Origin of the sequence: Curtobacterium sp. NPDC089689 (genome assembly GCF_044749145.1) — a bacterium.
In the GTDB taxonomy this organism is placed as follows: Bacteria; Actinomycetota; Actinomycetes; order Actinomycetales; family Microbacteriaceae; genus Curtobacterium.
Genome location: NZ_JBIVHJ010000001.1, coordinates 1,281,161 through 1,306,024, shown reverse-complemented (window position 1 = coordinate 1,306,024; position 24,864 = coordinate 1,281,161). Strand labels below are relative to the sequence as shown.

The 24,864-nt window shown below is 73.2% G+C and carries 30 protein-coding genes; 11 read left to right on the top strand and 19 right to left on the bottom strand.

The genetic code is table 11. The features are described from left to right. Window positions 1-4: 4 nt before the first annotated feature. The 3 genes from ACIPYW_RS06365 to ACIPYW_RS06355 all read left to right on the top strand — a co-directional run bounded on the left by ACIPYW_RS06365 (window position 5) and on the right by ACIPYW_RS06355 (window position 2,383). On the top strand, window positions 5-883 hold the full coding sequence (locus tag ACIPYW_RS06365) for a helix-turn-helix transcriptional regulator (protein ID WP_400411861.1): 879 nt from the start codon (window positions 5-7) through the stop codon (window positions 881-883). 103 nt (window positions 884-986) lie between these two features. Continuing rightward, window positions 987-1,190 carry a hypothetical protein gene (locus tag ACIPYW_RS06360; protein ID WP_290133415.1) on the top strand — a complete coding sequence of 68 codons (204 nt, stop codon included), beginning with the start codon at window positions 987-989 and terminating at the stop codon, window positions 1,188-1,190. Beyond that, window positions 1,187-2,383, top strand: a complete 1,197-nt coding sequence (locus tag ACIPYW_RS06355) for an MFS transporter (protein ID WP_400411859.1) — start codon at window positions 1,187-1,189, stop codon at window positions 2,381-2,383. The genes ACIPYW_RS06360 and ACIPYW_RS06355 overlap by 4 nt, the downstream gene beginning before the upstream one ends. Window positions 2,384-2,388: 5 nt before the next feature. Here the strand turns inward: ACIPYW_RS06355 and ACIPYW_RS06350 are convergent, their stop codons facing one another. Continuing rightward, entirely contained in the window at window positions 2,389-3,360 is a 972-nt protein-coding gene (locus ACIPYW_RS06350) for an NAD-dependent epimerase/dehydratase family protein (protein ID WP_400411856.1), read from the bottom strand. A 68-nt stretch (window positions 3,361-3,428) separates the two neighbouring features. On the opposite strand from ACIPYW_RS06350, the gene ACIPYW_RS06345 reads away from it, so the two are divergent. After that, window positions 3,429-4,877: an MDR family MFS transporter gene (locus ACIPYW_RS06345; RefSeq protein ID WP_400411853.1), complete on the top strand. Its 1,449-nt coding sequence runs from the start codon at window positions 3,429-3,431 to the stop codon at window positions 4,875-4,877. 87 nt (window positions 4,878-4,964) lie between these two features. Here the strand turns inward: ACIPYW_RS06345 and ACIPYW_RS06340 are convergent, their stop codons facing one another. Next, on the bottom strand, window positions 4,965-5,453 hold the full coding sequence (locus tag ACIPYW_RS06340) for a DUF4126 family protein (protein ID WP_400411850.1): 489 nt from the start codon (window positions 5,451-5,453) through the stop codon (window positions 4,965-4,967). Between the two features lie 130 nt (window positions 5,454-5,583). On the opposite strand from ACIPYW_RS06340, the gene ACIPYW_RS06335 reads away from it, so the two are divergent. Further along, window positions 5,584-6,030: an SRPBCC family protein gene (locus ACIPYW_RS06335; protein ID WP_400411847.1), complete on the top strand. Its 447-nt coding sequence runs from the start codon at window positions 5,584-5,586 to the stop codon at window positions 6,028-6,030. Window positions 6,031-6,064: 34 nt separating this feature from the next. Next, window positions 6,065-6,715, top strand: coding sequence for an NAD(P)H-binding protein (locus ACIPYW_RS06330; protein ID WP_400411845.1), 651 nt, complete (start codon window positions 6,065-6,067; stop codon window positions 6,713-6,715). Between the two features lie 80 nt (window positions 6,716-6,795). Here the strand turns inward: ACIPYW_RS06330 and ACIPYW_RS06325 are convergent, their stop codons facing one another. The 7 genes from ACIPYW_RS06325 to ACIPYW_RS06295 form a co-directional block, all read right to left on the bottom strand. Next, complete coding sequence (locus ACIPYW_RS06325) at window positions 6,796-7,425, bottom strand: hypothetical protein (protein WP_400411843.1); 630 nt, start codon at window positions 7,423-7,425, stop codon at window positions 6,796-6,798. Then, window positions 7,422-8,234 (bottom strand): endonuclease/exonuclease/phosphatase family protein, encoded by an 813-nt coding sequence (locus tag ACIPYW_RS06320; RefSeq protein WP_400411840.1) that lies wholly within the window; start codon window positions 8,232-8,234, stop codon window positions 7,422-7,424. The genes ACIPYW_RS06325 and ACIPYW_RS06320 overlap by 4 nt, the downstream gene beginning before the upstream one ends. Then, entirely contained in the window at window positions 8,231-9,064 is an 834-nt protein-coding gene (locus tag ACIPYW_RS06315; RefSeq protein WP_400411838.1) for a glycosyltransferase family 2 protein, read from the bottom strand. The genes ACIPYW_RS06320 and ACIPYW_RS06315 overlap by 4 nt, the downstream gene beginning before the upstream one ends. A gap of 74 nt (window positions 9,065-9,138) precedes the next feature. Further along, window positions 9,139-10,188 (bottom strand): hypothetical protein, encoded by a 1,050-nt coding sequence (locus tag ACIPYW_RS06310; RefSeq protein WP_400411835.1) that lies wholly within the window; start codon window positions 10,186-10,188, stop codon window positions 9,139-9,141. Between the two features lie 104 nt (window positions 10,189-10,292). Beyond that, on the bottom strand, window positions 10,293-10,961 hold the full coding sequence (locus tag ACIPYW_RS06305) for a response regulator (RefSeq protein ID WP_400411833.1): 669 nt from the start codon (window positions 10,959-10,961) through the stop codon (window positions 10,293-10,295). After that, window positions 10,958-12,256: a sensor histidine kinase gene (locus ACIPYW_RS06300; protein ID WP_400411830.1), complete on the bottom strand. Its 1,299-nt coding sequence runs from the start codon at window positions 12,254-12,256 to the stop codon at window positions 10,958-10,960. Before ACIPYW_RS06300 ends, ACIPYW_RS06305 begins: the two co-directional genes overlap by 4 nt. Next, window positions 12,243-13,187: a type II CAAX prenyl endopeptidase Rce1 family protein gene (locus ACIPYW_RS06295; RefSeq protein WP_400411827.1), complete on the bottom strand. Its 945-nt coding sequence runs from the start codon at window positions 13,185-13,187 to the stop codon at window positions 12,243-12,245. The genes ACIPYW_RS06300 and ACIPYW_RS06295 overlap by 14 nt, the downstream gene beginning before the upstream one ends. Window positions 13,188-13,355: 168 nt before the next feature. On the opposite strand from ACIPYW_RS06295, the gene ACIPYW_RS06290 reads away from it, so the two are divergent. After that, entirely contained in the window at window positions 13,356-14,021 is a 666-nt protein-coding gene (locus ACIPYW_RS06290) for a hypothetical protein (RefSeq protein WP_400411825.1), read from the top strand. A gap of 14 nt (window positions 14,022-14,035) precedes the next feature. On the opposite strand, the gene ACIPYW_RS06285 is transcribed toward ACIPYW_RS06290, so the two are convergent. Continuing rightward, entirely contained in the window at window positions 14,036-14,878 is an 843-nt protein-coding gene (locus ACIPYW_RS06285; RefSeq protein ID WP_400411823.1) for a helix-turn-helix domain-containing protein, read from the bottom strand. Between the two features lie 102 nt (window positions 14,879-14,980). On the opposite strand from ACIPYW_RS06285, the gene ACIPYW_RS06280 reads away from it, so the two are divergent. Both ACIPYW_RS06280 and ACIPYW_RS06275 read left to right on the top strand, forming a co-directional pair. Then, window positions 14,981-15,661, top strand: coding sequence for an SDR family NAD(P)-dependent oxidoreductase (locus tag ACIPYW_RS06280; RefSeq protein ID WP_400411821.1), 681 nt, complete (start codon window positions 14,981-14,983; stop codon window positions 15,659-15,661). A 25-nt stretch (window positions 15,662-15,686) separates the two neighbouring features. Continuing rightward, window positions 15,687-16,181 carry a GNAT family N-acetyltransferase gene (locus ACIPYW_RS06275; RefSeq protein ID WP_400411819.1) on the top strand — a complete coding sequence of 165 codons (495 nt, stop codon included), beginning with the start codon at window positions 15,687-15,689 and terminating at the stop codon, window positions 16,179-16,181. On the opposite strand, the gene ACIPYW_RS06270 is transcribed toward ACIPYW_RS06275, so the two are convergent. Both ACIPYW_RS06270 and ACIPYW_RS06265 read right to left on the bottom strand, forming a co-directional pair. Continuing rightward, on the bottom strand, window positions 16,174-16,917 hold the full coding sequence (locus tag ACIPYW_RS06270; RefSeq protein ID WP_400411817.1) for a 3-keto-5-aminohexanoate cleavage protein: 744 nt from the start codon (window positions 16,915-16,917) through the stop codon (window positions 16,174-16,176). The genes ACIPYW_RS06275 and ACIPYW_RS06270 overlap by 8 nt on opposite strands. Beyond that, entirely contained in the window at window positions 16,917-17,462 is a 546-nt protein-coding gene (locus ACIPYW_RS06265; protein WP_400411815.1) for a DinB family protein, read from the bottom strand. Before ACIPYW_RS06265 ends, ACIPYW_RS06270 begins: the two co-directional genes overlap by 1 nt. A 90-nt stretch (window positions 17,463-17,552) precedes the next feature. Between ACIPYW_RS06265 and ACIPYW_RS06260 the strand changes: the two genes are divergently transcribed. Both ACIPYW_RS06260 and ACIPYW_RS06255 read left to right on the top strand, forming a co-directional pair. Beyond that, window positions 17,553-18,083, top strand: a complete 531-nt coding sequence (locus ACIPYW_RS06260; protein WP_400411813.1) for a hypothetical protein — start codon at window positions 17,553-17,555, stop codon at window positions 18,081-18,083. Between the two features lie 16 nt (window positions 18,084-18,099). Further along, entirely contained in the window at window positions 18,100-18,471 is a 372-nt protein-coding gene (locus ACIPYW_RS06255; RefSeq protein ID WP_400411812.1) for a hypothetical protein, read from the top strand. Here the strand turns inward: ACIPYW_RS06255 and ACIPYW_RS06250 are convergent. The 7 genes from ACIPYW_RS06250 to ACIPYW_RS06220 form a co-directional block, all read right to left on the bottom strand. Next, on the bottom strand, window positions 18,468-19,070 hold the full coding sequence (locus tag ACIPYW_RS06250) for a GNAT family N-acetyltransferase (protein WP_400411811.1): 603 nt from the start codon (window positions 19,068-19,070) through the stop codon (window positions 18,468-18,470). The two genes, ACIPYW_RS06255 and ACIPYW_RS06250, sit on opposite strands and share 4 nt — an antisense overlap. Window positions 19,071-19,110: 40 nt before the next feature. Beyond that, window positions 19,111-19,983: an alpha/beta hydrolase gene (locus tag ACIPYW_RS06245; protein WP_400411810.1), complete on the bottom strand. Its 873-nt coding sequence runs from the start codon at window positions 19,981-19,983 to the stop codon at window positions 19,111-19,113. Window positions 19,984-20,137: 154 nt separating this feature from the next. Beyond that, window positions 20,138-21,484 (bottom strand): PQQ-dependent sugar dehydrogenase, encoded by a 1,347-nt coding sequence (locus ACIPYW_RS06240; protein WP_400411808.1) that lies wholly within the window; start codon window positions 21,482-21,484, stop codon window positions 20,138-20,140. 65 nt (window positions 21,485-21,549) lie between these two features. Further along, window positions 21,550-22,248: an N-acetylmannosamine-6-phosphate 2-epimerase gene (locus ACIPYW_RS06235; RefSeq protein WP_400411807.1), complete on the bottom strand. Its 699-nt coding sequence runs from the start codon at window positions 22,246-22,248 to the stop codon at window positions 21,550-21,552. Beyond that, entirely contained in the window at window positions 22,245-23,168 is a 924-nt protein-coding gene (locus tag ACIPYW_RS06230; protein ID WP_400411804.1) for an ROK family protein, read from the bottom strand. Before ACIPYW_RS06230 ends, ACIPYW_RS06235 begins: the two co-directional genes overlap by 4 nt. After that, the gene (locus tag ACIPYW_RS06225) at window positions 23,165-23,887 is read right to left on the bottom strand and encodes a fumarylacetoacetate hydrolase family protein (RefSeq protein ID WP_400411802.1); all 723 of its coding nucleotides are present in this window, start codon (window positions 23,885-23,887) and stop codon (window positions 23,165-23,167) included. Before ACIPYW_RS06225 ends, ACIPYW_RS06230 begins: the two co-directional genes overlap by 4 nt. Before the next feature lie 8 nt (window positions 23,888-23,895). Beyond that, on the bottom strand, window positions 23,896-24,831 hold the full coding sequence (locus ACIPYW_RS06220; RefSeq protein WP_400411800.1) for a dihydrodipicolinate synthase family protein: 936 nt from the start codon (window positions 24,829-24,831) through the stop codon (window positions 23,896-23,898). Window positions 24,832-24,864 lie beyond the last annotated feature (33 nt).

Sequence of the window (24,864 nt, the reverse complement as noted above, 5' to 3'; positions counted from 1 at the left end):
CGGCATGGAGCACCGTGACGAAGCCCGCGACTTCCTCTCGAGCCGCCGCGCCCGGATCACCCCCGAGCAGGCCGGCGTCGAGACCTTCGGCGGGCGCCGGCGCGTGTCGGGGCTCCGGCGGGAAGAGGTCGCACGGCTCGCGGGCGTGAGCATCGACTACTACACCCGACTCGAGCGGGGGAACCTGCAGGGCGTCTCGGACAGCGTGCTCGACGCGATCGCCGGGGCACTGCAGCTCGACGGGGCCGAGCACGAACACCTCCGGGACCTCGCGAAGCACCAGAACGACTCCCCGAGGCGGGCCGGGCGGACCACCCGGGTCGCCGCGGTGCGCCCGGAACTGCAGTACCTGCTCGACGTCATCACAGACGCGCCGGCGATGATCCTCAACAACCGGCAGGACATCGTCGCGGCGAACGACCTCGGGTACGCGATGCACTCCGTCCAGGTCGACTCCCCGGACCGGCCGATGAACTTCTCGCGCTTCATCTTCCTGCACCCCGTCGCCCGGGAGTTCTACCCGGACTGGCAACGGGCCGCGCACACGAACGTCGCGATCCTCCGCCGTGAGGCCGGACGGAACCCGCACGACAGGGACCTCGCGGCGCTCATCGGGGAGCTGTCGATGCGGAGCGACGGGTTCCGCGAACTCTGGGCCTCGCACGACGTCCGCCGGCACTACGCGGGCGTGAAGTCCTTCCGGCACCCGGTCGTCGGCCCCCTCGAGCTGCACTTCCAGACGCTGGAGCTCGCCGAGGACCCGGGGCTGTCCCTGACGATCTACCCGGCGACCCCGGGCAGCCCCACCGCCGACGCCCTCCGGGTGCTCGCCTCGTGGGCCGCGACGGAGCACATCGGGGAGCGGGCCCGCGCGCTCGTCTGACGTGTGACGGAGGCCCTGCCGTGAGGGGTGTCGGCAGCCCCTGTCTCGGCCGTCGCGTCGGTCCTAGCGTGGAGGGACCGAACCCGATCCGGAAGGACGCACGATGACCGACACCTCGTCCATCGAGACCCCCGCCGCGGCCTCCGGCACGACGTCGTCCTGGGGACGGCTGCGGTTCCGCTGGCAGGCCGAGCAGGAGCTCCACGAGCTGACCCGCGACCGTGCCCGGGAGGACCGGGTGCGCGCCGAGGCTGCCGTCCGGCTCGCTCCGAGCGCGGCCGCCTTCGCCGAGCTCTTCCGCCGGTGACCGACCACGGCCGAGCCGGGATGACGCCGGGCCGCACGCTGCTGCTCGCCGTCGCGGGCGGCGCGGCCGTCGGCAACCTCTACTGGGCGCAGCCCCTGCTCGACGACATCGCGTCGTCGCTCGGCACGTCCGCCGCGCTGGCCGGACTGCTCGTCACCCTCACCCAGGTCGGGTACGCCCTCGGCATCCTGCTCGTGGTGCCGCTCGGCGACGTCCTCGACCGCAAGCGGCTGATCCCCGGTGTGCTGATCGCCTCGGCCGCCGCGCTCCTGTTCGCCGCCGTGGCCCCCTCGTTCGCGGTCCTGCTCGTCGCCCTCGCACTCGTGGGGCTCACGACGGTCGCCGGGCAGCTGCTCATCCCGCTCGCCGGCGACCTCGCCGATCCGGCGTCGCGGGGCCGGGTCGTCGGCACGATCGCCTCGGGTGTGCTCACGGGCATCCTCGTGTCCCGCACGGTGAGCGGACTCGTCGCGGAGGCCTTCGGGTGGCGCGCGATCTACGTCGTCGCCGCGGCCGCCGCGCTCGTCTTCGCCGTGCTGCTGCGCCGTGCGGTCCCCCAGCTCGACCGCCGCGAGCGGGTGCCGTACCCGACGCTCATCGTCTCGGTCTTCCGGGCCGTCGCCGCACACCGCTCCGTCCGCGTCACGCTCGTGATCAGCGCGACGGTGTTCGCGGTGTTCACGATGTTCTGGACGGCCCTGACGTTCCTGCTGAGCGGCGAGCCCTACGGGTACTCGACCTCGGCGATCGGCCTCGTCGGGCTGGCCGGACTCGCCGGTGCCGTGGCGGCCCAGCGCGTCGGACGACTCCACGACCGGGGCCTCTCCGTCCCGGTCACCGGTGGAGCGCTCGTCCTCGTGCTCCTGTCACTCGTGGTCGCCGGGCTCGGCGCGCGGTCGATCGTCGTCGTGCTCGTCGCGGTCGTGCTGCTCGACGTCGGGGTGCAGGCGGCGAACGTGCTCAACCAGACGCGGCTGTTCGCGATCGACCCGGCCGCGAGGAGCCGACTCAACACGGCGTTCGTGACCGGGAACTTCGTCGGCGGTGCAATCGGTTCGACGGTGGCCTCGGTGCTGTGGAACGTCGGCGGGTGGACGGCGGTGACGGTCGGTGGCGCGGTGCTGCTCGGCTTCGCACTCACCGTGTGGGCGGTGCACCGGCGCCGCGGACTCGTCGTCACCGCCGGTCACTGACCCGGTCACACGACGAGCGGCCGCGCCACCTCGACCTCGCCGTTGTCGACGAGCCACCGCACCGCGTCGAGCACGGTCGCCTCGGCCGTGTACGCCGGCTCGTACCCGAGCACCCGCCGGGTCTCGTCGAGGCTGAAGACCTGCGACCGTGACAGGTGCTGCCAGCTGGCGTCGGCGTCGTCGGGAGCCGTGGTCTCCCGGAACCGGTCCCACGAGACGGACTCGAGCCGCGCCTCCTGGCCGAACCACGACGCGACGAGGTGGGCGTACCCACGGACGGTGAGCGCCGTCGGAGCCGTCACGAAGCAGGCCTCGCCGACGGCGGTGTGCCGGTGCTCGACGGCGAGCTGGAACGCCTGCGCGACGTCGTCCGCGTGGACGTGCGCCATCGACTCGGCACCGAGGCCGGGGACCTCCACCGGCTCGCCCGCGGAGAGGCGTGTGATGACCGAGGTGTCGAGGTTGCCCAGCGGACCGATCGGCACCCAGCCCGGCCCGCTGATGTGGCCCGGGTGCAGCGTCGTCGTCGCGACACCGCCTGACACGGTTTCCTCCTTGTACAGTCGGGCGATCGCGTCCTTCTGCTCGCCGTACTCGCCGAACGGCGGCGTCGCGTTCTGCTCGGTGATGGGCAGCACGTGCGAGACGCCCGCCCGCCAGATCGAGCCGCAGTGCACGAGGTGCGTGTCCGTCCCGCGGAGGGCGTCGAGCATCGCCCGGGCGCTGTCGACGGTGAAGCAGACGAGGTCGATCACCGCGTCGGCGTGCAGTGCGGCGATGCGGGAGCCGAAGGTACCGTCGCGGTCCTCCTGCTCACGGTCGGCGGTGACCCGCTCGACCTGCTCCCACTCCGGGGCGTCGACGTAGGCGGAACGGGTCCCGCGGGTGACGATCACCACCTCGTGGCCGGACCGGACGAGACGCGGGACGAGGAAGGTGCCGATGTGGCCGGTGGCCCCGATGACGACGATGCGCATGCCGGCCACGCTAGGCCTGGTGTCCTGCGGACCGGAATGTTCCGGCGCGGAACGGACTTGCTGCCCGCATGGCTGCACGATCCGGTGGTGTGGGCCTGCGCTCCGAGCGCGGACCGATCCTGCTCTCCCTCATGCTCGCGACCGCGCTGGTCGCCCTCGACTCGACGATCATCGCCACCGCGTCGACGTCGATCGCCCGGGACCTCGGGCACTTCCAGCAGCTCCCGTGGCTGTTCTCGGTGTACCTGCTCGCGCAGGCGGTGTCGGTGCCGATCTACGGCAGGCTCGCGGACGTCCTGGGCCGGAAGCGTCTGCTCCTCGTCGGGATCGGGCTGTTCCTGCTCGGGTCGGTGCTGTGCGGCGCCGCCTGGTCGATGCCGGCGCTCATCGCCGGTCGCGTCGTGCAGGGCCTCGGCGCCGGTGCCGTGCTGCCGGTCTCGATGACCATCACGAGCGACATCTACACGCTCGAGGAGCGGGCGAAGACCCAGGGGTACCTCGCGTCGGTGTGGGGCATCTCGTCCGTGGTCGGCCCGACGCTCGGCGGGGTGTTCAGCGAGCTCGGGGCCTGGCGGTACATCTTCTGGATCAACGTCCCGCTGGCGGTCGTCGCGGGGTTCATGCTCGTCCGGGCATACACCGAGCAGCGCTCCACCGACGGGCCCCGCCAGCGCATCGACTACCCGGGTGCCGTGCTGCTGACGCTCGGGACGACCGCCCTGTTGCTCGGGCTGCTCGAGGGCGGGACGGCATGGGCGTGGGACTCGGGTGCCTCCATCGGCATCTTCGCCGCCGCGGTCGTCTTCCTTACGGTGTTCATCGTCGTGGAGCTCCGGACCGCGCACCCGATCTTCTCGCTCGCACTCCTGCAGCGTCGGGTCGTGGCGGCCTCGACGATCGCGTCCCTCGTCATCGGTGTGATCGTGATGGGGCTCTCGACCTACGTCCCGATCTACGCGCAGGACGTCCTCGGCACGTCGGCGCTGATCGCCGGGTTCGCCCTCGCTGCCCTGACCCTCGGGTGGCCGATCTCCGCCTCGCAGGCCGGGCGGTTCTACCTGCGGTGGGGCTTCCGTGTGACGGCGCTCATCGGGTCGTCGCTGGTGCTGCTCGGCGCTGCGGCCACGATCGCGCTGGGGTCGTCCTCGTCGGTGTGGCTCGTCGCGGTGTCCTGCTTCGTCGTCGGCGCCGGCATGGGCCTCACGGCGGTCCCGACCCTGATCGCGGCGCAGTCCTCGGCAGCCCACGACGAGCGCGGAGCGGTGACGGGGACGAACATGTTCGCGCGGTCGATGGGGTCGGCGATCGGCGTCGCGGTGTTCGGCGCGGTCGTGAACGCCCATGTGCGGCTGGACGCGGCAGGTGCTCCCGAGGGACCCGGGCTCATGACGGCGATGCACGTCGTGTTCGTGTCGATCGCGGTCATCGCGCTGGTGCTGCTCGTGGCGGTGTCGTTCATGCCGGGGCACCGCCTGCGCGCGGAGGCGACCGCTCCCGCGGAGCCCGCAACCGCCTGAGGCGGTCACCACCCACCGGCCGGGAGGCGCGGTGCGGGCCCGCCCCGTGCCTCCCGGCCGACCGGTGGTCGCGGCGCGCGCGGCGCGTCAGTCGGCGGTGACGGCCTTCACGGAGCCGGCGATCACCGCGGCGTCCTCGGCGAGCGCCACCACGGGGTCCGGCAGGTGCGTCACACCACCGACGGCCTTCCGCGCCGCCCAGCCGACGAAGCTGCCGACGATCGCACCGACGCCGCCGAGGATCGCGCCCTCGACCGCGAGGTTGCGGCGACCCGTCGTACCGAGCGCCGCACCCGCGAGCGCACCCGATGCGACCCGGCCGAGGATCGCCGGGAAGCCGATGCGGCTCGGCGTCGCCGGGAGCTTGTCGCCGATGAGCTCGCCGACCGCACCCGCGACGAGCAGTCCGCGTCCGAGCGGCGTCGCGAAGACCTTCCAGTCCTGCCACGCACCGGAGAGCTTCTTGTTGTCGTGGTTCAGGGCGAGCACGGCGAGGGGCGTGGCGCTGCGGCCGCCGCTCAGGACGCCGAGTGCGAGGGTCCGGACGAGGGTTCGCTGTTCGTGGTCGGTGCTCATCGTTGTCTCCTCCTGGCTGACGCGTCGTGGTCCGCACGTGACGCTACGCACCCCGTGCTGGGAGCGGTCGTTCCTCCACAGCCGACGCACGCCCCTACCGCGGGTGCCCTCGTGCTCCTACCATCGGCGCATGAGCACGATCACCGTCGAACGGCATGAGCACGTCGGCGCCCCGCCCGCCGCCGTCCTGCCGCACCTCGCGGACCTCACCCGGTGGCAGGGGTGGTCGCCGTGGGAGGGCGCCGACCCCGATCTGCACCGCGAGTACGCGGGCGAGCCGGGCAGCGTCGGCGCGACGTACGCGTGGTCCGGCAACCGGAAGGCCGGGGCGGGCAGCATGCGGGTCACCGAGGTCACGCCCGACGGGGTCGTCGTCGCGCTGGAGTTCACGAAGCCGTTCCGGTCGAGCAGCGTCTCCCGGTTCGTGCTCGTCCCGTCGGGCGGCGGCACGGACGTCACGTGGCGGATGGAGAGTCCGCGGACGTTCATGACCAGGGTGTTCCCGCTCGACAAGCTCGTCGGGCCGGACTTCGAGAAGGGACTGCGCCAGCTCCGCGCCGTCGTGGAGCGCGGCTGAGTCGCACGGAGGCCCGCCGGGTACCGTCCGGGTGATGAGCAACGTCATCCTCTTCGGCGGTCACGGGAAGGTCGCGCTCCTCGCGACGAAGATCCTCACCGACCGCGGCCACGCCGTCACGTCCGTCATCCGCGACGCCGACCAGTCCGACGAGGTCCGGGCGCACGGGGGCGAGCCCCGCGTCGCGGACATCCAGGAGCAGACCCTCGAGTCGTTCACGGACCTCGTGCGCGGGCACGACGCCGTCGTGTGGTCGGCGGGCGCCGGTGGGGGGTCCGCCGACCGGACCTACGCGATCGACCGTGACGCCGCGGTGCTGACCGTCCAGGCGGCCGCCCGTGCCGGTGTCGAGCGCTACGTGATGGTGTCGTGGTCCGGCTCGGTGCTCGACCACGGGGTGCCCCAGGACGACGACTTCTTCGCGTACGCGCAGTCGAAGTACGTCGCCGACGCGGTGCTCCGCGACTCCGGCCTCGCGTGGACGGTCGTCGCGCCGAGCACCCTCACCGACGACGAGCCGACCGGCAGCGTCGACTGGGACGGCTCGTCGTCGCGGGTGCCGCGCGGTGACGTCGCGCACGTGGTCGCCGACGTCGTCGAGGACCCCTCCACCGCCGGGCACACGTTCCGCTTCAACGGCGGGTCCACGGCGGTCGCGACGTTCCTGGGCGCGCCCACGGAGTGAGCGAGCGGTCCGTGCGGTGACCGCAGGACGGACGGGAGGCGCGGGGCGGGTCCGTCACGCGCCTCCCGTCCGCCCGGTGGTCACCGCGTGCCGGTCGCGCGGTCGGACCGCGCCGCGACGACACGGCGGTCGGACGCCGCCCAGCGGAGGAGCGCGCCACCGGCGAGCGCGCCGACGAAGTCGGCCGCCAGGTCGCCGATCGTGTCGTCGTACCCGACGAAGATCGTCGCGTCGAGGTACGTGTGCCCCACCCACTCGCCCATCTCCCACACGGACCCGATCGCCAGGCCCGCGGCCCCGCACACCACGACGAGTGCGGCGATCGACAGCGTCCTGACGTCCTGCAGCACGCCCAGGTCGGACGCGATGACGCACAACAGCACCCCGAGCAGGCCGACGAGCACGACGTGCACGGCCTTGTCCCACCCGGACACGGTCGTGTACCAGTCGAGCGTGCTGCTCCACGCGGCGACGGACGAGAGCACCCCGACCGCGATGTCGAACGCGGGTCGGAGCCCGAGCATCCGCGGGACGACGGCTCCGAGGAGCGCGAGCATCGCGACGGCGAGATCGATGGCGCCCCAGCCGATGCCCGCGACCGGCACGCTCAGCGCCACGAGCACCCGGACGACGTCGGCCGCCCACTCCGCTCCGCGTGGCGGCCGGAGGAAGGTCGGACCGAGGGTCCGGAGCAGGGCGCGGGTGCTCACACGGCCTCCCAGCGGAGGACGGCGGAGACGGCGGCGTGGTCGGAGAACGCCTGGCTGCCCGGTGCTCCCGTGGTGATCACGGCCGACCGGACCCGCGCGCGGATGCCGTCACCCGGCCGGACCAAGACGCGGTCGAGACGTGCGCCGCCGGGTCTCGGCGGCCGGTGGTTCGTGTACGTGCCCACCGCGGGCGAGTCGTGCGTCTCCGCGAGGTCCCACGTGTCGAGGAGCCCGGCCGTGCCGAGCTCCCGGGCGACCCCTGATCGCTCCGACGCGTTCCAGTCCGCCATGGCCACGACGGGGGTCCCGGCATGCCGCGCCGAGGCACCGACGAGCCGGGCGCCGTTCCGGAGCGCGAGCGGCGAGAACGGGTCGAGGTGGGTGGCGATCGCCGTGAAGCGCACGCCGGTGGCGAGGTCGTCGAGGACCGCCCTGACGGCGATGCGCGGGAAGAGGCTGCCCCAGGACCGGGAACCGATCCGGTCCGGCCGGCGCGACAGGGCGGTGGTGTGGTGCTCCACCACGCGCAGCCGCTCGGCGTCGACGAAGAGTCCGACGTGTTCAGCAGCACTGGCTCGGCTGCGGGGCGCGACGACGGCTCCCCAGCGGGTCCCGAGCGCTGCTCGGACGGTGTCGAGCTGGGTCGGGACGGCCTCCTGGACGGCCAGTACCGTCGGTCGTTCGGCGTCGAGGAAGGCCGCGAGCGCACCACGGCGGTTGCCCCAGGCGTCCGGGTGGTCGCGGCGGAGGTGCGGGACCGGTCGCCGCACGTTGAGGGTCGTGCAGCGCAGGTCGGGGGCGTCGGTCACGCGGAGACCGACTCGTGTGCAGGGGCGTCCCGCGGCGCGGCGTCGGGACCGGACGTGCCGGGGTCCGCCGGCACGGGACCGGTCGGCACCGGGCGGGTCTCGTACCGGAAGCGTCGCAGCAGTCGACCGGGCGGCACCGCGCGGAGTCCCGAGACCGTGAAGGTGTGCTCGGCCTTGAGCGTCCGCCGGAGCAGGCCCCGGGGGTCCTGCACGGGGCTGCCCGACACGGTGACGACGAGCGTCCGGTCGAGCACGGTCCGCCATCGCGGGTCGAACTGCAGCGACAGGTCGACGTCGTCGTGCACCCTGGGGTCGGTGCGGTGCACGCGGTGGCGCACGGCCCGCCAGGCCGATCGGCGGAACAGCGCGTTCGAGCCGTACAGCGGCGGCCGGCCGAGCGCGGCGGTCATCGTCACGAAGTAGGCGCGCATGTACATCGTCCGCCAGAACGCCGAGGCGATCGGCCCGAGGTCGCGGAACGCACCGGGGCCGGTGACCGCGGTGACGAGCGGGTCATCGAACCACGGGAGCGCCCGCTCGAGCCAGTCGTCCGGCACGATCGTGTCCGCGTCGATCCGGGCGACGACGTCCCCGGTGGCGGCGTCGTACCCGGCGCTCGCGGCCGAGGCGATGCCGCGCAGGGGTTCGTGCACCACCCGGGCGCCGGCGTCGAGCGCGACCCGGACGCTGTCGTCGGTGCTGCCGTTGTCGACGACCACGACCTCGTCGGCCGGTCGGGTCTGCCCGGCGACGGCGGCGAGGCAGGCACGGAGGTGCTCGGCGTCGTCGAGCACGGGGACGACGACCGTGACGGACGGGGGCACTGCCATGCTCCCAACCAACCAGGCCACGACTGGGCGGTCCCGGCGCGCGGCCGGCGAGCGCGGCGACGCACGCCGCTGGTTCAGTACTTCGCCGCGATGCCCGTCATGTCCCCGAGCCCGAGCGTCCGCGACCCGAGCGCGCAGGGTCCCTCCGACTTCTCCATGACCTGACCGGTGCCGCTCGCCACGTGGCCGAGGCCGTACAGGTGCCCCCACTCGTGCGTCGCGACGGCCTGCACGTCGTACCGGCTCCCGGAGCACGACGCCGTGGACGACCACGCGTACTTCGTCGAGTACCGCTGGTCGGCCTCCTTGACGACGCCGTTCTGGTCGTACCAGACGCACGTGACGCCGAGGGTCCTCGCCGGCAGCGCTCCCCAGCCCGTGACGCTGGACCCGCTGCTCGCCGAGCAGCCACCCGTGGCGGTCACGTCGGGGACCTGCGTCACGGTCCGCACGAAGGTGTTCCCCGCCGTCGACGTCACGGTCTTCCCGCACGACGAGATCTTCCCCGTCCAGGCGTTCGCGGCCTTCTGCAGGGCGGACTGGGCGTAGGTGCCCTTCGACCCCGTCGCGTTGTAGTACCACCGGACCGCGCTCGACCAGCGGTACCGGGTCTGCACGTTCGCGGTGCTCGTGCACTTCGTCGAGGCGGCGGCCCTCGTCCCCGTCGTCGCGGCGCTCCCCGTCCCGACGGTGTGCGCCCCGGTGCTGCCCGTCACGGCGCTGATGGCGCTCCGCTGCTGCCGGACGGCGGCGGGTGCACCCTGCCAGGCGTCGCCGACCCGGACCGCGACCCCTGCTCGGCCGGTGTTCGCGACGACGACCTCGGACGGCTCGGTGGCTCCCGCGGCGGCGACGCTCAGCGCGACGACCGACGCACCGCGGGCCGGGATCGCGAAGGTGCGCCCGTCGGACAACCGGACGGTCCCGTCCGACGTCGTGCAGCCGGACCGGAGCGTCGAGACGCTCAGCGTGCCGGACGGACACGAGGTCCCGGAAGCGCTCGCGGGCGCGGCGCTCGCAGGCGCGGCGTCCGCGGGCGCGGCGGTCCCGGCCAGCGCAGCGACGGCGACGAGCCCGACGACGGCGACGGATGCGCCGGCCCGCGGCGTCGTCCGGACGGACATGGTGGTTCCTCCCCGGGCGGAGGCCCTGTCCCCCGCCGTCCTGATCGCGCCCATGGTAGGCACGGACGGCCGTGCAGGGCAGGCCCTCGTTCGGGACCTGCGCGCTACGGCTCGCGCACGGACACGATGCGGTTCTGGTACGCCCAGACCACGGCCTGCAACCGCGACTGCACCCCGAGCTTCGGGAGCATCCGTGCCAGGTGCGACTTCACCGTCGAGACCTCGACGACGAGGGCGGCCGCGATGTCCTCGTTCGACATCCCCTGTGCGAGGAGGAGCAGCACGTCCCGCTCGCGAGCGGTGAGCAGCCCGTCCGCTCGGTCGCCCGTCACCGGCTGCAGGCTCCGGCGTGAGACGAACTCGCGGAGCACCCGGCGGGTGAGCGCCTGGTCGAGCGTGCCGTTCCCCGCCGCCACCTGTCGGACCGCCCCGGTGATGACGTCGGGTTCGGCGTCCTTGAGGAGGAACCCGGACGCGCCGGCCTCGAGCGCACCGAACACGTGGTCGTCGAGGTCGAAGGTCGTGAGCATGAGCACCGCCACCTCCGGGTCGGCGCCGGGAGCGCAGAGTTCCCGTGCGACCTCGATGCCGTTCCGCACCGGCATCCGGATGTCGAGGCACGCGACGTCCGGACGGGTCCGCCGAGCGAGGTCGAGCGCCTCGCCGCCGTCGGCGGCGACCGCGACCACCTCGATGTCGGGTTCCGCGTCGAGCAGCGCCGAGACGCCCGCCCGCACGAGCGGCTGGTCGTCCGCCACCAGGACCCGGATCACGACTGCACCTCCGTGGCGGACGCGAGCGGTGCCTCCCGGCCGAGCGTCAACTCCACGAGCCACCCGCCTCCGTCCTGCGGACCGGCCTGGAGGCGCGCCCCGACCAGGTCTGCCCGCTCGCGCATGCCGCGGAGTCCGTTGCCGCCGGCGGCGGACCCGCCACCGGTCGACAGGGTCGGGGCGTCGTTCGCGACGCGGACGACGAGCTGCTCCGCAGCACGGTCGTCGATCGTCACCGTGCACGGTGCTCCCGGAGCGTGCAGCACCGCGTTCGCGAGCGACTCCTGCACGGCGCGGTAGGCGGCGAGCTGCGCGAGGGGCCCGACACCGTCCGCGAGCGGGTGCGCGTCGGACGGGAGGACCTCGAGCTCGACCGGCATCCGCACGCGGGACCGTTCGACCAGGTCGACGATGCCCGCGATCGTCTCGACCGCGCGTTCGGCGGGACCGTCCTCGCGGAGGAGTCCGACGAGGCGGCGGAGGTCCTCGAGGACGGCGGTGCTCTGCTCGCGGACCTGGCGGACACCCTCGTGGGCGCGGTCCGGGTCGGTGTCGATCTGCCGGTCGATCGCCGCCGACATGAGGGCGATGCCGGACAGGTGGTGTGCGGCGATGTCGTGGAGCTCCCGGGCCATCGCGGCGCGCTCCCGGCCGATCGCGGCCTCGACGCGGGCGTCCTGCTCCCGGTCCACGGCGGACGCCTCGGCCGTGCGGGCTGCACGGACGTCGCGCTGGGAGCGGACGAGCAGGGCCACCAGGAGCGGGAGTCCGACGGCACCGACGGCCTGCAGGGCACCGGCGCCGAGGGAGGTGACGAGGTGCTCGGCCGGCTGCGAGCGTGTGCCGCCGGACAGGACGAGGTCGTTGACCGCCGTCCCCGCCGCGACCAGCGCCGCCGTGCCGACGAGGGCCGGCCAGGTGCGGGCGAGGGGCTCACGGGAGCCGAGGAGGACGACCGCGACCGCGACGGGCAGCAGGACGAGGCTGTACGCGCCGCTCGGGGTGGAGGCCGCAGCGGCCGCGATGATCGCGGTGCCGAGCGCGGTCGTCCGGGGCGCACGGCGCGCGAACAGCAGGAGCGCGGACGCGACGAGCAGCGAGATCAACAGGCTCACCCAGGCGGCGCTGCCGACCGGCGGTGTCCCCGAGGCGACCGCTGACGACGACCCGAGCGACCCGGTCTCGTCGAGCCGGTCGAGCGCGTCGAGGCTCGGCAGGCCGCTGAGGAGCCCGACCGACACGAGCGCCGTCCCGGCCGCGACGACGAGGTCGGTGCGGGCGTCAGCGCGTGCCATCGTTCGATCCTACGAGGGTGCGGGCGGACGGCGTCGGCAGGCCGGTCGCTGCCGGTCGGACGTACCCGAGCCGGCCGCGCGTCACGACGAGCAGCACCGCGGCGGCCACGGTCGAGATCGCGGTGAGCCCGAGCATCATCGTCCCGGCGGTCATGCCCGGGTACATGTCCGCCCAGAGCGTCGAGATCGTGTTGTTCACACCGACGTGCAGGAGCAGGACCAGGGGCAGGCTCTCGCCCGTGCGGTTGAACGCCCAGATCATCACCACGTTGAACGTGATCGTGAAGGCGGCGAACACGAGCGGCTCGGTCCAGTGCGCGTCCGGCCAGCCGCCCCAGTCGCTGAGGTACAGCGGCATGTGCCAGAGCGCCCACAGCGGTCCGAGGATCCCAGCGGCGCCGAGCGGTCCGAAGCGGTCCTGCAGTCGGGGGAGGGCGAAGTCGCGCCAGCCGGGCTCTTCCGACAGCCCCGTCGTGAAGACCTGCACGACGAGCCCGGGGACGAGCATGAGCAGCGCCGCGGCACTCGGTGCCTGCACCTGTCCGCCGGACAGCGGCAGCCCGGACACCACGATGATCGCCGGGACCCCGACGAGCGCCAGGGCGTACCAGCGCCACGACACCCGCCAGCGCCAGAGCCGGCCGACCCAGCGCCGGAGGCCCGGGCGGCCGTCCGTGATCGCGGTGACGAGGAAGGCGCTGCCGAGCGGCCCCAGGAGTGCCCCGGGCAGGACGCCCGTGAACTGCGCGGTGCCGAGGAACTCGGGGAAGTGGATGTCTAACACCCCGAGGCCATGCGGCGACAGGATGTACGGCACCCACGCGACCCAGCTCAGGCCGAGGGCGAGCACGAAGAACGCGCGGAGGGGGTTCCGGGCGATGGTGCCACGGATGCCCGGCCGGTCCGCGCCGGAGTGGATGTGGTTCGTCATGCCTCCGACGCTAGGAACGCGCCGCGCTCCGGACGACCGGCGGAGGGACGCACCTCCCGGACTTGCATCCTTCGGTGGAGGCCGCTGCGTGCAGCCGACCGTCCGTATGCTCGTGGACGACCCACTGCGGCGAGGGGCGCCCGGCGGGGACCACAGGGGGAACACACCATGACGCTGTCCAGGACGACCACCACCGTCGCCGCGCTCGTCGTCGGCGCACTCGCGCTGACCGGGTGCAGCACCACCGACACCGACGCGGGCGACGCTGCGGGGGCCTCGCGCACGGCCGCACCGAGCCCGACGTCGACGCCCACACCGACGGCCGACGCCTCGGACGGGGTCGGCGGCACCGCTGCGGGAGCGCAGCCGGAGGACCTGACCTTCGAGGACGGCGCGGAGCTCTCGTCGACCCGCCTGCCCGCGTTCGGCGTCTCCGTGTCGTCACTGGAGGAGTGGCAGCTCACCCGCTCCGAACCGAGCGCCGGCTCGACCGAGTACACCCGGTCGGACGGCGCCGTGGCGACGGTCACGCAGCAGCGGGTCACCGGCCTCGATCCGACGATGGGCGACCGTGCCGCGACCGAGCAGCTCTTCCGGGCGTCCGGCGCCCCGGTCGACGGACTCGAGGAGCAACTCCTGCCCACGGCCGGCGGCGGTACCGCGCAGTTCCTGTCGATCGCGGGACAGGCCGACGGCACCTGGACCGCGACGGTCGCCCGTGCGTTCGCTCGACCCGGGGTCGCCCTGACCGTGCAGATCGACGTACCGTCCCGGGAGGTGCTGCGCGACGACCTCCACGAGATCCTCGTCAACGCGCAGGTCGTCATCACCTGACGAAGCGACCGTCGTCAGACGGGGAGCGTGGGCGCGAGGTCCTGGAGGCCCGTGACACGCAGCAGGTCGAGCTTCGCGTCGTCCTCGGAACCCGGGACGGTCGTGTAGACGACGACGCGGAGGTCACCGCCGGGGACGGTGAGCACGTCGCAGTCGACCTCGATCGACCCGACCGGCGTGTGCACGCGCTTCCGGCTCGCCCGGTGCTCGGCGACACGACCGGTGTCCCAGCGCCGCTCGAACTCCTGCGACTCCCGACGCAACCGCGCGACGAGGGCCGCGAGGTCGCGGTCGGCCGGGTAGCGGCCGGTCGCGGCGCGGAGGTCGGCCACGAGGTCGCTGGAGAACTCCTCCTGGTGCTCGTCGTCCCAGTCGGTGCCGTCGTGCCCGTGCATGAAGTGCCGCCACACGAGGTTGCCCTCGAGACCCGTCCAGTGACCGGGGTCGCCGTTCACCGCGGCCCAGAGGTCGTTCCACAGCACGATGTCGTGCGCGGCCGTGAAGACCGCGAGCGGCACGTCCCCGAGCCGGTCGACCATGCGCTGGACGCCCGGTGTGACGTGCCGCGGCACCACCTGTCGCGACGGCGGTGCGACCCCGGCGATCCGGAAGAGGTGGTCGCGCTCGGCCGTCGAGAGCCGGAGTGCGGTCGCGAGCGCGCCGAGGAGCTGCGCGGAGGGGTTCGTCGCCCGCCCCTGTTCCAGCCGCACGACGTAGTCGACGCTGACCCCGGCGAGCGCTGCGAGCTCCTCGCGCCGGAGGCCGGGCGTCCGCCGTCCCGGACCGGCCGGCAGGCCGACCTCCTCGGGACGCACCCGGTCGCGCCAGGAACGCAGCACACTCGCGAACTCGCTCATGCCCACCATCCTCGACCCGCGCCTCCCGTCCGTCCTGGTACTGGCGGTCCCACCGTCGCGCGGTGCCTGGGAGTCGCCACGTGCCGGGCGCACGCTGGGTGCATGACCACGACACTCATCACCGGAGCCAACCGCAGCCTCGGACTCGAGACCACCCGCCGCCTCGTCGAGGCCGGCCACACCGTGTACGCCGGCATGCGCGACCCGGCCCGGGGGGACGACGCCCGAGCGCTCGGCGCCCGCGTCGTGCAGCTCGACGTCACCGACCAGGCGTCCGTCGACCGCGCGGTCGCGGAGCTGCCGGAGCTCGACGTCCTCGTCAACAACGCCGGGGTCCTCGGGACGTCGTTCGGCGTCGACGACCTCGACGCCGCCGCGATGGCCTCCGTCCTCGACACCAACGTCACCGGCGTCGTCCGCGTGACCCAGGCCGCGCTGCCGAAGCTCCGGGCGTCCGCGAACCCGGTCATCGTGAACGTCGCCTCGGGCGTCGGCTTCCCGCGGTGGCTGACCACCCCAGGACGCGACGAGTACCCCGTGCCGGCCGTGCCGTACGCCGCGTCGAAGGCGGCGCTCATCGCGTTGACCGTGCAGTACGCGAAGAACCTGCCGGCGTTCCGGGTGAACGCGAGCGACCCCGGCTACACGGCGACCGAGTTCAACGGCTTCGGCGGCCACCAGACCGTGACCGAGGGGACGGACGCGACCGTCGCGCTGGCCCTGCTCGGACCGGACGGGCCGACGGGGGAGTTCCACGACCGGACCGGGCGGATCGCGTACTGACGACGGACCGCCCTACGATGCAGGCGTGCGCACCGAGGCCCTGACCCTGCCGGAGCTCGCGTCCCTCGCTGCGGGCACCCCGGGACCCGCCCTCGCTCGGCGGCTCGGCGAGTACGTGGCCGGGCCGCCGATGCGGTGGCTGTGGGCGATCCGCGAGCCGCAGGTCCGGGAGCACCCGGACGACCTCGACTGGATCGCTCGTCCGGTGTTCGTCGACGACGTCGAGGAGCCGGTCGCGGTGGCCGGGTTCCACGCCGCACCCTCCGCCGACGGATCGGTCGAGATCTCGTACGAGGTCGTCCCCGCGCACCGTGGCTCGGGGCTGGCGACGCGCGCGGCGGCACTGCTCGTCGAGGAGGCGCGCGCCTCCGGGGCGGTGCGGACCGTCGTCGCCTCGGTCTCCCCGACGAACGCGGCGTCCCTGCGGATCGTGCGACGGCTGGGGTTCGAGCAGGTCGCCGTCGTCGAGGACCCGGACGACGGACCCGAGCTCGTCTTCCACCTGCCGCTGGTCAGCTGAAGCGGGTGGCTCGGGCGATCTCGGCGGCGGCGGCCACGAGTTCGGCGTTCGACGTGACAGGGGTGCCGTCCTCGAGCGCGGTGGTGTCCTCGAGCCCCGTCCGGATGCCGTGCCCGCGCGCCGCAGCTCGCCGCATGATCGTCCACGACGCCGCACCGACTCCGTGGTGGAGCTCCGGCAGCCCGACAGGTCGCGCCACCAGTGCCGCCTCCATCTCCACCGCGAGGGCCACGGCGTCCGCGGGTCCGGGCTCGAGCGGCTCGACGACGAGTCGGGCGAATCGCGACCACCCGCCCCTGCGGAGGAACGTGTGCACGTCGTCCACGCTCAACACGCACGCCTCGATGCCGACGCCACGACGGGCGAGCAGCTCGCTGACGTCGTCGATGCCCGCTTCTCCCTGGTTCGCCGCCACGAGGTCAGGCAACTCGGTCCAGGAGCCCACGAGCCGGAGACGCTCCGCTGGGTCCGGCACGATCGCGGCGAAGGTCGTGAGGTTCACCGGGATTCCGGGACAGGCGGCACGAACAGCCCGCAGTACGCGTGCGACCGGCCCCGGAGCGAGCGACTCGACGCCGGCGTCGTCGAACGCATGGAGGTGCAGGAGCGTCGCGCCGGCCCGGACGCAGGCAGCGGCATCGCGCGCGATCTCGTCCGGCGTCCTCGGCATCGCGGGGTGGTCGACGTCGCCGTTCGGTGCGGCCTGGAGGTCGATCGGTGGCGTCGTCGCCGCCACTACTCACCCACCAGCCCGTCGACGGACTCGCGGAGGAGGTCCGCGTGACCGTTGTGCCGCGCGTACTCCTCGATCATGTGCACCAGGACCCACCGGAGCGAAGCCCGGCTGCCATCCTGCCACGCACGGTCCGCGGGTCGACCGAGGCCACCGTCGGCGAGCGCCTGCTCCACGGCGGCGTCTGAACGTGTCACGGCGTCCCGCCAGAGCTGCCGGAGCGCGTCGGGGGCGTCGTCGGCCGCGGAGTGCCACTCCCAGTCCGGATCCTGCGACCAGTCAACCGACGCCCACGGCTCCGGGCGCTCCCGCCCGAGGGTCCACCGCTGGAACCAGTCGTCCTCGACGTAGGCGAGGTGCTTCACCATGCCGCCGAGGGTCATGCTCGTCGGTGGGAGGGTCCGTGCGAGATCCTCGGCGTCGAGCCCGCTGGTCTTCCACGCGAAGGTGTCGCGCTGGTAGCGGAGGAAGCCCCGGAGCGTCGCGGCCTCGTCGCCGTCGACGGGAGGCTCGGTGCGGCCGTGCTCATCGGTCGGCGTCTCGCTCATGCCCCCGAAGCTACGGCCCGTCGGGTCTGCGCGGGTCACGATGCGGTGACGGTCCTGCTCGTGGGCGTCCGGACCTGTCAGGCTGCCCGCATGGGGGAACGACGGTCCGTGGCGGCGATGATCGGGGCGCTGCTCGCGCTCGGCCTGCTGGCCGGGTGCGCGGCGACGGACGACGGGACACCGGCCCCGTTGCGCGCCGCCGGGTCGGCCTCACCGTCGGGCACGGGTCCCACCGGGGCCGCCGGGACGTACGCCCCGTCGGGTGACGGTGCCGGGCCCGGCGCGGACGGTCCGCCGCAGTACTCGCTCAACAAGCGGCACCACGAGCGCACGGAGCTCGGGGAGCAGGCGGCCGCCGAGCTGGCCGGCGTGCGTGCCGAAGCCCTCAGCGGGATCGCCGAGCTGCCCACCCCGGTGACGCTCGCCGACGTCACCGGGGTCCTGCGGACCGTCGGAGCGGCCGACCCCTGGATCGTCGAGTACGACGACCGCGTCGAGTTCGAGACACAGGTCGAGATGAGCGGGTGCCTGGTCGGGACGGTCCAGCGCGACGGCACTGCGGAGGTGTCGGCCGCCGGCTGGGTGCTCGACGGCGGCTGCCACGCCCTCGACGGGCACTGACCCGTATCCTTGGCGGATGCTCTCGCGACGTGAGGCCGCCGTCCGGCTCGACATCCCTCTGGAGATGGCGACCCGCCACGGCATCCCGGCGCGGATGAGCGAGGACGACCTCGCCGTGATCGAGCAGGACCCGCCCGCCTGGCTCGTGCAGTCGCGCGCGAACCGCACCGGGACGAAGAAGGTCTGGCAGCGCCTCGAGTGCGTCGTGTGCGGGTACGCCGAGGAGGCACGTCCGAAGAAGTGGTGGCCGGACTGGGACCACCTCATGTGCGACTACCACGCCCCGTACCAGGCTCCCGCGGCCCCGGCCGGCTTCACCCGCCACGAGGTCGAGGGGATCGGCAGCCGGTTCGTCGCCCTCGTCGACGAGCGGACCCAGCGGCCCTAGCCCGGCTGCGCGGCGGGCTCGACCGTCCTCGTCACGACCCACCGGTGCTTCCCGATCATCCGGTCGCGCGTGAACCCGGCCCGCTCGAACGTCGACAGCGCCCCGTGGAACAGGAACCCGGCCGGCACCGTGCCGGCGGGCTCCGGGTAGCCCTCGACCCGTCCGCCACCCGCGGCAGCGATGAGGTCGAGCGCACCCTGCAGCGCCGTCGTCGCGACGCCCTGACGCCGGTGTCCGGCCCGGGCATGGTTGCAGCCGATGCGCCAGTCCGGCAAGGGGCCGTCCTGCGTCTGGTCGTACCGTCGGCGGTTCTTGATGTGCACGATCTCGGACGCGGGGCCGTACTGGCACCAGCCGACGCACAGCGCTCCCTCGAAGACGAGTGCAGCGTGTGTCGTGCCCGCGAGGACCCGCGTCCGCTTGCGCTCCCGGTTGGCTGCGGCGTCACGGGTGAGGCGCTCGGCGTGCATGCCGTTGCACCAGCACCCGCTCGGGTACCCGGCGCTCGACGAACAGAGTTCCTCGAAGGCATCCCACGTCGACTCGTCGAGGGGGCGCACCGTGAACGCGGCGGCGGTCGTGCGGAGCTCGTCGGCCATGCGTACCTCCCGCCCGCAACCTACCGCCGCCGCGGACCACTCAGTCGTGCTCGGGGTCTTCCTCCGGGTTGAAGTGCGAGTCGGTCTCGGAGAACCCGGCAGCCACGCCGTCCGGGTGGTTCGGGATGGTGGCGTCGTCGCCGAGGCCGCCGGACTTGGCCGTGCCGTCCTCGTCGTTCGTGGGGACGGCGGCGTCCTCGGGATTGCTGTTGCTGGTGTCCGACATGGCTGCTCCTTCGCGGTCGTCTGTGCTGGCGTTCATCCTGCGCTGCGGGACTGGGGAGGTGCCGCGTGTGCGCTCCGACGTCCCGTCGAGCCAGTCCCTGATCGCCTGTTCGTCGTCAGCGGTGATGCTGTGCCCGACCGCGAGTGTCAGGTGCTCGACGACGGCGCCGGCCTGTCGCAGCCGCTCCGCCGTCCGCGCACCGTCCTCGCGGGACCGGCGCTCGTCGGCCCGGCCGTCGACCACGAGCACGGGCAGCACGGCTCCGGACCGTGGAGGTTCCGTGCGAAACGGCGGCTGGGGTCGCAACAGCACGCCGCCGGTGAACAGGTCGGGACGCCGCTCGAGGAGCGCGGCCGCCATGACCGCACCGTTCGAGAACCCGAGGATCGTGACGCGCCCCGCCCGGCGGGTGATCCGGAGGCCGAGGTCGATCGCCTCCGCGAGGGGGTCGACCCGGGCCGCCACCTCGTCGTCGTCGAACGTGCGGTCGGGCCGCCTGTCGAAGAACGCGTATCCCAGTTCCGTCCGCACGGCCCCACGCAGCGCGATCCGACCGCATCCGGGACGGACACGGTCGACGATCGGCAGAAGGTCCGTCTCGCGACCGTCGGAGCCGTGCAGCAGTATCCACGTGGAGTCGCCGTTCCCCGCGGCCACCGACAGGGTGATCCCGAGCGGAGCGGTCACGGGCCGGCCCTGGCCGCCCATCAGCAGACCACTCCGCTCGGACGGGCCGCGCGCGGCACTGGTCGTGACCAGGACCCGGACTGGAGGCGCGTGGCGGCGCCGCCACGGGCCTCCAGTCCGCTCCTCGGCTCGGTCGCAGGACCGTGGCGGCCGGTCATGCGGGTGGCATGAGTCGGTAGACGAGTCCGGCCGCGTCGTCGGTCACGTACAGCGAACCGTCCGGGCCGGGCACGGCGTCCACGGAACGGCCCCAGCGCGAACCGTCGGCGTCCTGGAACCCCTCGACGATCGTGTGCGGCTGCCCGAGGGTCTTGGTGGAGTCGTCCCACGCGCTGTACGAGACGGACGGCGGTCGCGGCGGCTCACGGTTCCACGAGCCGTGCGTCGTGATGAGCGCGCCGTCCCGGAATGCGTCGGGGAGCGCGCTGCCGCCGGTGAACACGAACCCGATCGGCGCGCTGTGCGCCGGCAGGCCGACCATCGTCGGCGAGACGGTCGAACAGTCGAGGGATTTCCCGTCCGGGTTGTTCGTGGGGTCGTCGACGTACCCGAGGTCGAGCAGGTCGACCTTCCCGCGGGAGTCCGGCTGGCAGAACGGCCATCCCAGCTCCGTGCCGCGGGCGATGCGCGTCACCTGGTCGTTCGGGTGCTCGTCGACGTAGGACTGGACGCGCTTGCCGTACTGCCCGGTGTCGTCCCGGAACGGGTACGGCTGGTTGTCGGCCTGGTTCACCGCGGCGAAGAGCGTTCCGTCGGGGGCGAAACCGAGGCCCTCGCCGTTGCGGACACCCGTCGCGAGCAACTCGTCGTCACTGCCGTCGAGTCGGACCTGCCGGATGACGGCGCGGTCCGGGTGGTCCTGACGATCCGAGCCGTCGCTGTTGGAGGCGGAGCCGATGTCGTACGCCACGACGCCGTCGTGCACGGCGACGAACTTGCCGCCGTGACCACCCGTCGGCAGGTCGTCCACGAGGACCGAGCGGTCCGACAGCTCGCCGTTCCGGTAGTGCCACGTCACGATGCGGGTTCCCTCACCGAGGACGACGACGGTCCGGCCGTCCTGCTCGGTCCCGGCGACGCCCTGCGGGTCGTCGAGTCCCGTCGCCAGCTCGTCGACAGCCGGGGCCCTCCCGTCGGCCCGCGGGTCGAGTCGGAGCAGGGTACCGCGGTCACCGGTCGTGAGGAGCATGCTGCCGTCGGGGAGCCAGGCGGCCATGCGTGCGTCGGGGACGTCGGCCCAGACCTCGGCTCGCCAACCGCTCGGGATGCGGAGCTCGCGGCCATGCGCCGTGCCGGCGTCGGTGCCGTCGGCGACCGTGAGGCGGACGGCGTGCAGGTCGGCGGACGAATTGCCGGTGATGGCGCGTCCGCTTCCGGCTCCGGTGGCGCTCGCTCCGTCGCTGCCCGCCGCGGTGCCGCCGGCGCCCGTGCAGGCGGTCAGGGCGCCGACGAGCAGTGCTGCTGTGGTTGCGCCCATGAGGCGCCGGGTCGAGGTCGACACAGGGTGAGGCTAGGCGTCGGCCTGGTCCGACGCGCGGGCCGGGGTGCGGTCGTGCGCTCTGTGGATCACCGGACCGCGTCGCGGAACCAGCTCGTGATGGTCGACGGATGCGTAATGGCGGTCCCGACGACGATCGCGTGGGCACCGGCGTCCATGCACGCGCGCCCTTGCTCCGGAGTGTGGATGCGCCCTTCCGCGAAGACCGGGACCGAAGCCGCGTCGGCGAGGACCGAGAGCACGTCGAGATCGGGTCCGATCGACTTCGCCCGCTCGCCGGTGTAGCCGCACAGGGTGGTGCTGAGGCAGTCGGCGCCGGCATCGACAGCGGCGATGCCGTCGTCGACGCTCCCGACGTCGGCCATCAGCAGGGCATCGGTCTCCTGCCGGAACGCACTGATCGTCTCGCCGAGTGTGCGGCCGTCCGGTCTCGGGCGGCGGGTGCCGTCGACCGCGACGATCGATGCGCCCGCTCCTGCGATGACCAGGGCGTGCCGGAGCGTGGGCGTGATGAAGACGCCGTCCGACCCCACTTTCCACAGGCCGATGACCGGTACCTCGACGCGGTCGACGATCAGCGCGACGTCCGCAACGCCCTGGGCACGGATGCCCGTCGCGCCACCGGAGACGGCCGACAGGGCGATCTGCGCCATGGTCTCCGGGTGGCGCATCGGCTCTCCCGGGTACGCCTGACAGGACACGATGACACCACCGCGCAGCCGGTCGAGCGTGGTGTTCGTCCCAGGTGGGGTGCTCGTCGTCGTCACTGGTTGTCTGCTCCTCGTCGTCGGTGGTGGAGGGCGGCGCCGATGATCGCGGCGTCACCGCGCAGGGGGGAGAGCACCACGGGACACTCCTCGAGCTGGGGCAGCAGCGTGCTGCGCGCTGCGGCACAGATCTGCCCGAACCAAGCCGTGCTGGCGAAGGCGAGCCCGCCGCTCAGGACGACCCGGTCCGGGTCGCAGGCGTTCACGAGTCCGCCGATCGCTTCCCCGATGGCCGTGCTCGCCGTACCGGTCACGGCTGCAGCGATCGGGTCCCCGGCGGCTGCCCGTGCGAACACCGCCCGGGTGTCGGGCACCCGTGGGTCACGGGCGGCACGACGATGTCGACGAAGGATCGCGGGTCCCGACGCGACGGCCTCGAGGTGTCCGGTCTGGCCGCACGAGCACGATTCTCCGATCGCTTGTGCGGACGGCAGGTGACCGAGGTGCCCGGCGACCCCGTGGCTGCCGACCTCGACCTCCCCGTCCCGCGTGAGGGCGCCACCGATGCCGGTACCGAGGCCCAGCAGGAGCATCCGGGGCGCTCCCGCACCGGCTCCGACGTGTGCCTCCGCCACCGCGTGCGCGTGCACGTCGTTGAGGACGGTCACGGGGAGTCGCAGACGATGCTGAAGTGCTCCTCGGAGATCCGTTCCCGCCCATCCGCGGATGAGGTCCGTCGCGGCAGTCACCCTGCCCGACCCCGGATCGATGACACCCGCCGCACCGACCCCGATGCCGTCCACGCTCCCGTCGGCTCCGCGCAGCAGGGTCCGGGCGAGCTGGTCCGCCTGCTCGATGACTGCGGCCGGACCTGCCTGCGCAGGCGTCGGCGCTTCGACTCGAGCCCGGAGCGAGCCGTCGTCCGCCACCAGCCCGGCAGCGGTCTTCGTCCCGCCGATGTCGATGCCGAGGACGATCACGAGACCGCGTTCCGGAGGGTCCCGACACCAGCGACGGTGATCTCGACGGTCTGACCGGGGAACAGCTCCGCTGCCGTGCCGGGTGCGCCCGTGAGCACGACGTCACCCGGCTCGAGGACGACCCGCGCGGTGATCGCGACGAGGATGTCCGCGATGGAGTGTGGGAGCTGCGCGGTACTGCTCGTGCGGACGACGTCGCCGTCGATCCGGACGACGATCTCGACGTCATCCGGATCATGCAGCTCCGTTTCGATCCACGGTCCGAGCGGCGTCGCGTTCTCGCCGACCTTCGACGCGAAGAACACGTCGTCGGCCCACGGCGAGACCGTGGTCACGTCGTTCGCGACGGTGTAGCCCAGGACGTGCTCCAGCGCATCCGCCCGGGTCAGCCCGGTCGCACGCCGGCCGATCACGACCGCGAGCTCTCCCTCCGCGATGGTCGAGTCACTCCAACTGTTCAGCGCGATCGTCGCGTCCGGCCCGCCGAGGGTGCGGACGGACTTCCACCACCCTTGCACCCGCGGTGTCCCGTCGGTCGTCGTCGGGTGGGAGACACCGACGATCGCGCCGGCCTCGACGGGGGCGAGCAGCTCGGCGGTACGGGGGTGTTGTGGACCCGTACCCGTCGGGTCGGTGGCCGACCGGACCTCGACCCACTCGTCGCCGTCCTCGACGACGTGCCTGGGGCCACCGGGCGTCGCGATCCGAGCGATCCGCACCGCGACTCCTAGACGAGCCCGGCGGCTACGAGCCGCTCGCGGACGACGGCGATCTCGTGGTCGTCCAGCTGGACGTACGGGTCCGAGGTCCGCGGGCAGTCGATGACGCCCCGAAGGTGCAGGGCGGCCTTGAATGCGCCGAGTGCGGACGAGGCGGGTCCCATCCGGCCGCCGTCACCGGCGTCGACGAGTCGGAAGAGGTCGAACAGGCGCTCCTGTTCCCGGCGCGCCGCAGCGAGGTCTCCCCGCTGCGCGGCATCCCAGAGTCGGACGTAGCCGTGCGGGTCGACGTTCCCGAGTCCGGGCACCACCCCGGACGCGCCGAATGCCAACGCGGAGTCGGCCGTCAGTTCCGACCCGGTCAGCACCGCGAACGGCCGGTCGAGCTCCCGTGCTCCACGGACCACGGCGCGCATGCCCGCGTCGTCACCGCTGCTGTCCTTCACCCCGGCGAGCACGCCGTCCGCGGCGAGTTCGAGCAGGAGCGAGGCGCTGAGCTTGGTGTGCACGGACACCGGCAGGTCGTACGCGATCACCGGCACACCGGCGGCTCCTGCGATGAGCCGGAAGTGCCGTTCGATCTCGGCGGGGTGCGTACGGGTGTAGAACGGGGCGGTCGCGACCACCGCGTCCGCACCGGCGGCTTCTGCACGCCGGAGCTGCGTGATCACCCGCGGGGTCGTCATGTCGATCAGGCCCGCGACGACCGGGACCTGACCGGCTGCGGTCCGGACCGTGGTCTCGACGACCTGGGTCCGCTGGTCGTCACGGAGGAACGCGACCTCGCCGGTCGACCCGAGGGCGAAGAGACCGTGCACGCCGGCGTCGAGCAGGTGTCCCACCAGCCGTTCGAGCGACCGGATGTCGACCTCACCGTCGGCGGTGAGCGGGGTCGACAGCGGGGGGATGATGCCGGCGAGTGCCGGTGATGCGTGCTGGTTCACGGGGTCCTTCGGTGTACGGGGGCGGATGGGAGG

Coding starts and splice junctions, on each gene's coding strand:
- ACIPYW_RS06365 (WP_400411861.1), top strand. CDS start 5: ATGGAGCACCGTGACGAAGCCCGCGACTTCCTCTCGAGCCGCCGCGCC.
- ACIPYW_RS06360 (WP_290133415.1), top strand. CDS start 987: ATGACCGACACCTCGTCCATCGAGACCCCCGCCGCGGCCTCCGGCACG.
- ACIPYW_RS06350 (WP_400411856.1), bottom strand. CDS start 3,360: ATGCGCATCGTCGTCATCGGGGCCACCGGCCACATCGGCACCTTCCTC.
- ACIPYW_RS06345 (WP_400411853.1), top strand. CDS start 3,429: ATGGCTGCACGATCCGGTGGTGTGGGCCTGCGCTCCGAGCGCGGACCG.
- ACIPYW_RS06340 (WP_400411850.1), bottom strand. CDS start 5,453: ATGAGCACCGACCACGAACAGCGAACCCTCGTCCGGACCCTCGCACTC.
- ACIPYW_RS06335 (WP_400411847.1), top strand. CDS start 5,584: ATGAGCACGATCACCGTCGAACGGCATGAGCACGTCGGCGCCCCGCCC.
- ACIPYW_RS06330 (WP_400411845.1), top strand. CDS start 6,065: ATGAGCAACGTCATCCTCTTCGGCGGTCACGGGAAGGTCGCGCTCCTC.
- ACIPYW_RS06315 (WP_400411838.1), bottom strand. CDS start 9,064: ATGGCAGTGCCCCCGTCCGTCACGGTCGTCGTCCCCGTGCTCGACGAC.
- ACIPYW_RS06310 (WP_400411835.1), bottom strand. CDS start 10,188: ATGTCCGTCCGGACGACGCCGCGGGCCGGCGCATCCGTCGCCGTCGTC.
- ACIPYW_RS06300 (WP_400411830.1), bottom strand. CDS start 12,256: ATGGCACGCGCTGACGCCCGCACCGACCTCGTCGTCGCGGCCGGGACG.
- ACIPYW_RS06295 (WP_400411827.1), bottom strand. CDS start 13,187: ATGACGAACCACATCCACTCCGGCGCGGACCGGCCGGGCATCCGTGGC.
- ACIPYW_RS06290 (WP_400411825.1), top strand. CDS start 13,356: ATGACGCTGTCCAGGACGACCACCACCGTCGCCGCGCTCGTCGTCGGC.
- ACIPYW_RS06285 (WP_400411823.1), bottom strand. CDS start 14,878: ATGAGCGAGTTCGCGAGTGTGCTGCGTTCCTGGCGCGACCGGGTGCGT.
- ACIPYW_RS06280 (WP_400411821.1), top strand. CDS start 14,981: ATGACCACGACACTCATCACCGGAGCCAACCGCAGCCTCGGACTCGAG.
- ACIPYW_RS06265 (WP_400411815.1), bottom strand. CDS start 17,462: ATGAGCGAGACGCCGACCGATGAGCACGGCCGCACCGAGCCTCCCGTC.
- ACIPYW_RS06260 (WP_400411813.1), top strand. CDS start 17,553: ATGGGGGAACGACGGTCCGTGGCGGCGATGATCGGGGCGCTGCTCGCG.
- ACIPYW_RS06255 (WP_400411812.1), top strand. CDS start 18,100: ATGCTCTCGCGACGTGAGGCCGCCGTCCGGCTCGACATCCCTCTGGAG.
- ACIPYW_RS06250 (WP_400411811.1), bottom strand. CDS start 19,070: ATGGCCGACGAGCTCCGCACGACCGCCGCCGCGTTCACGGTGCGCCCC.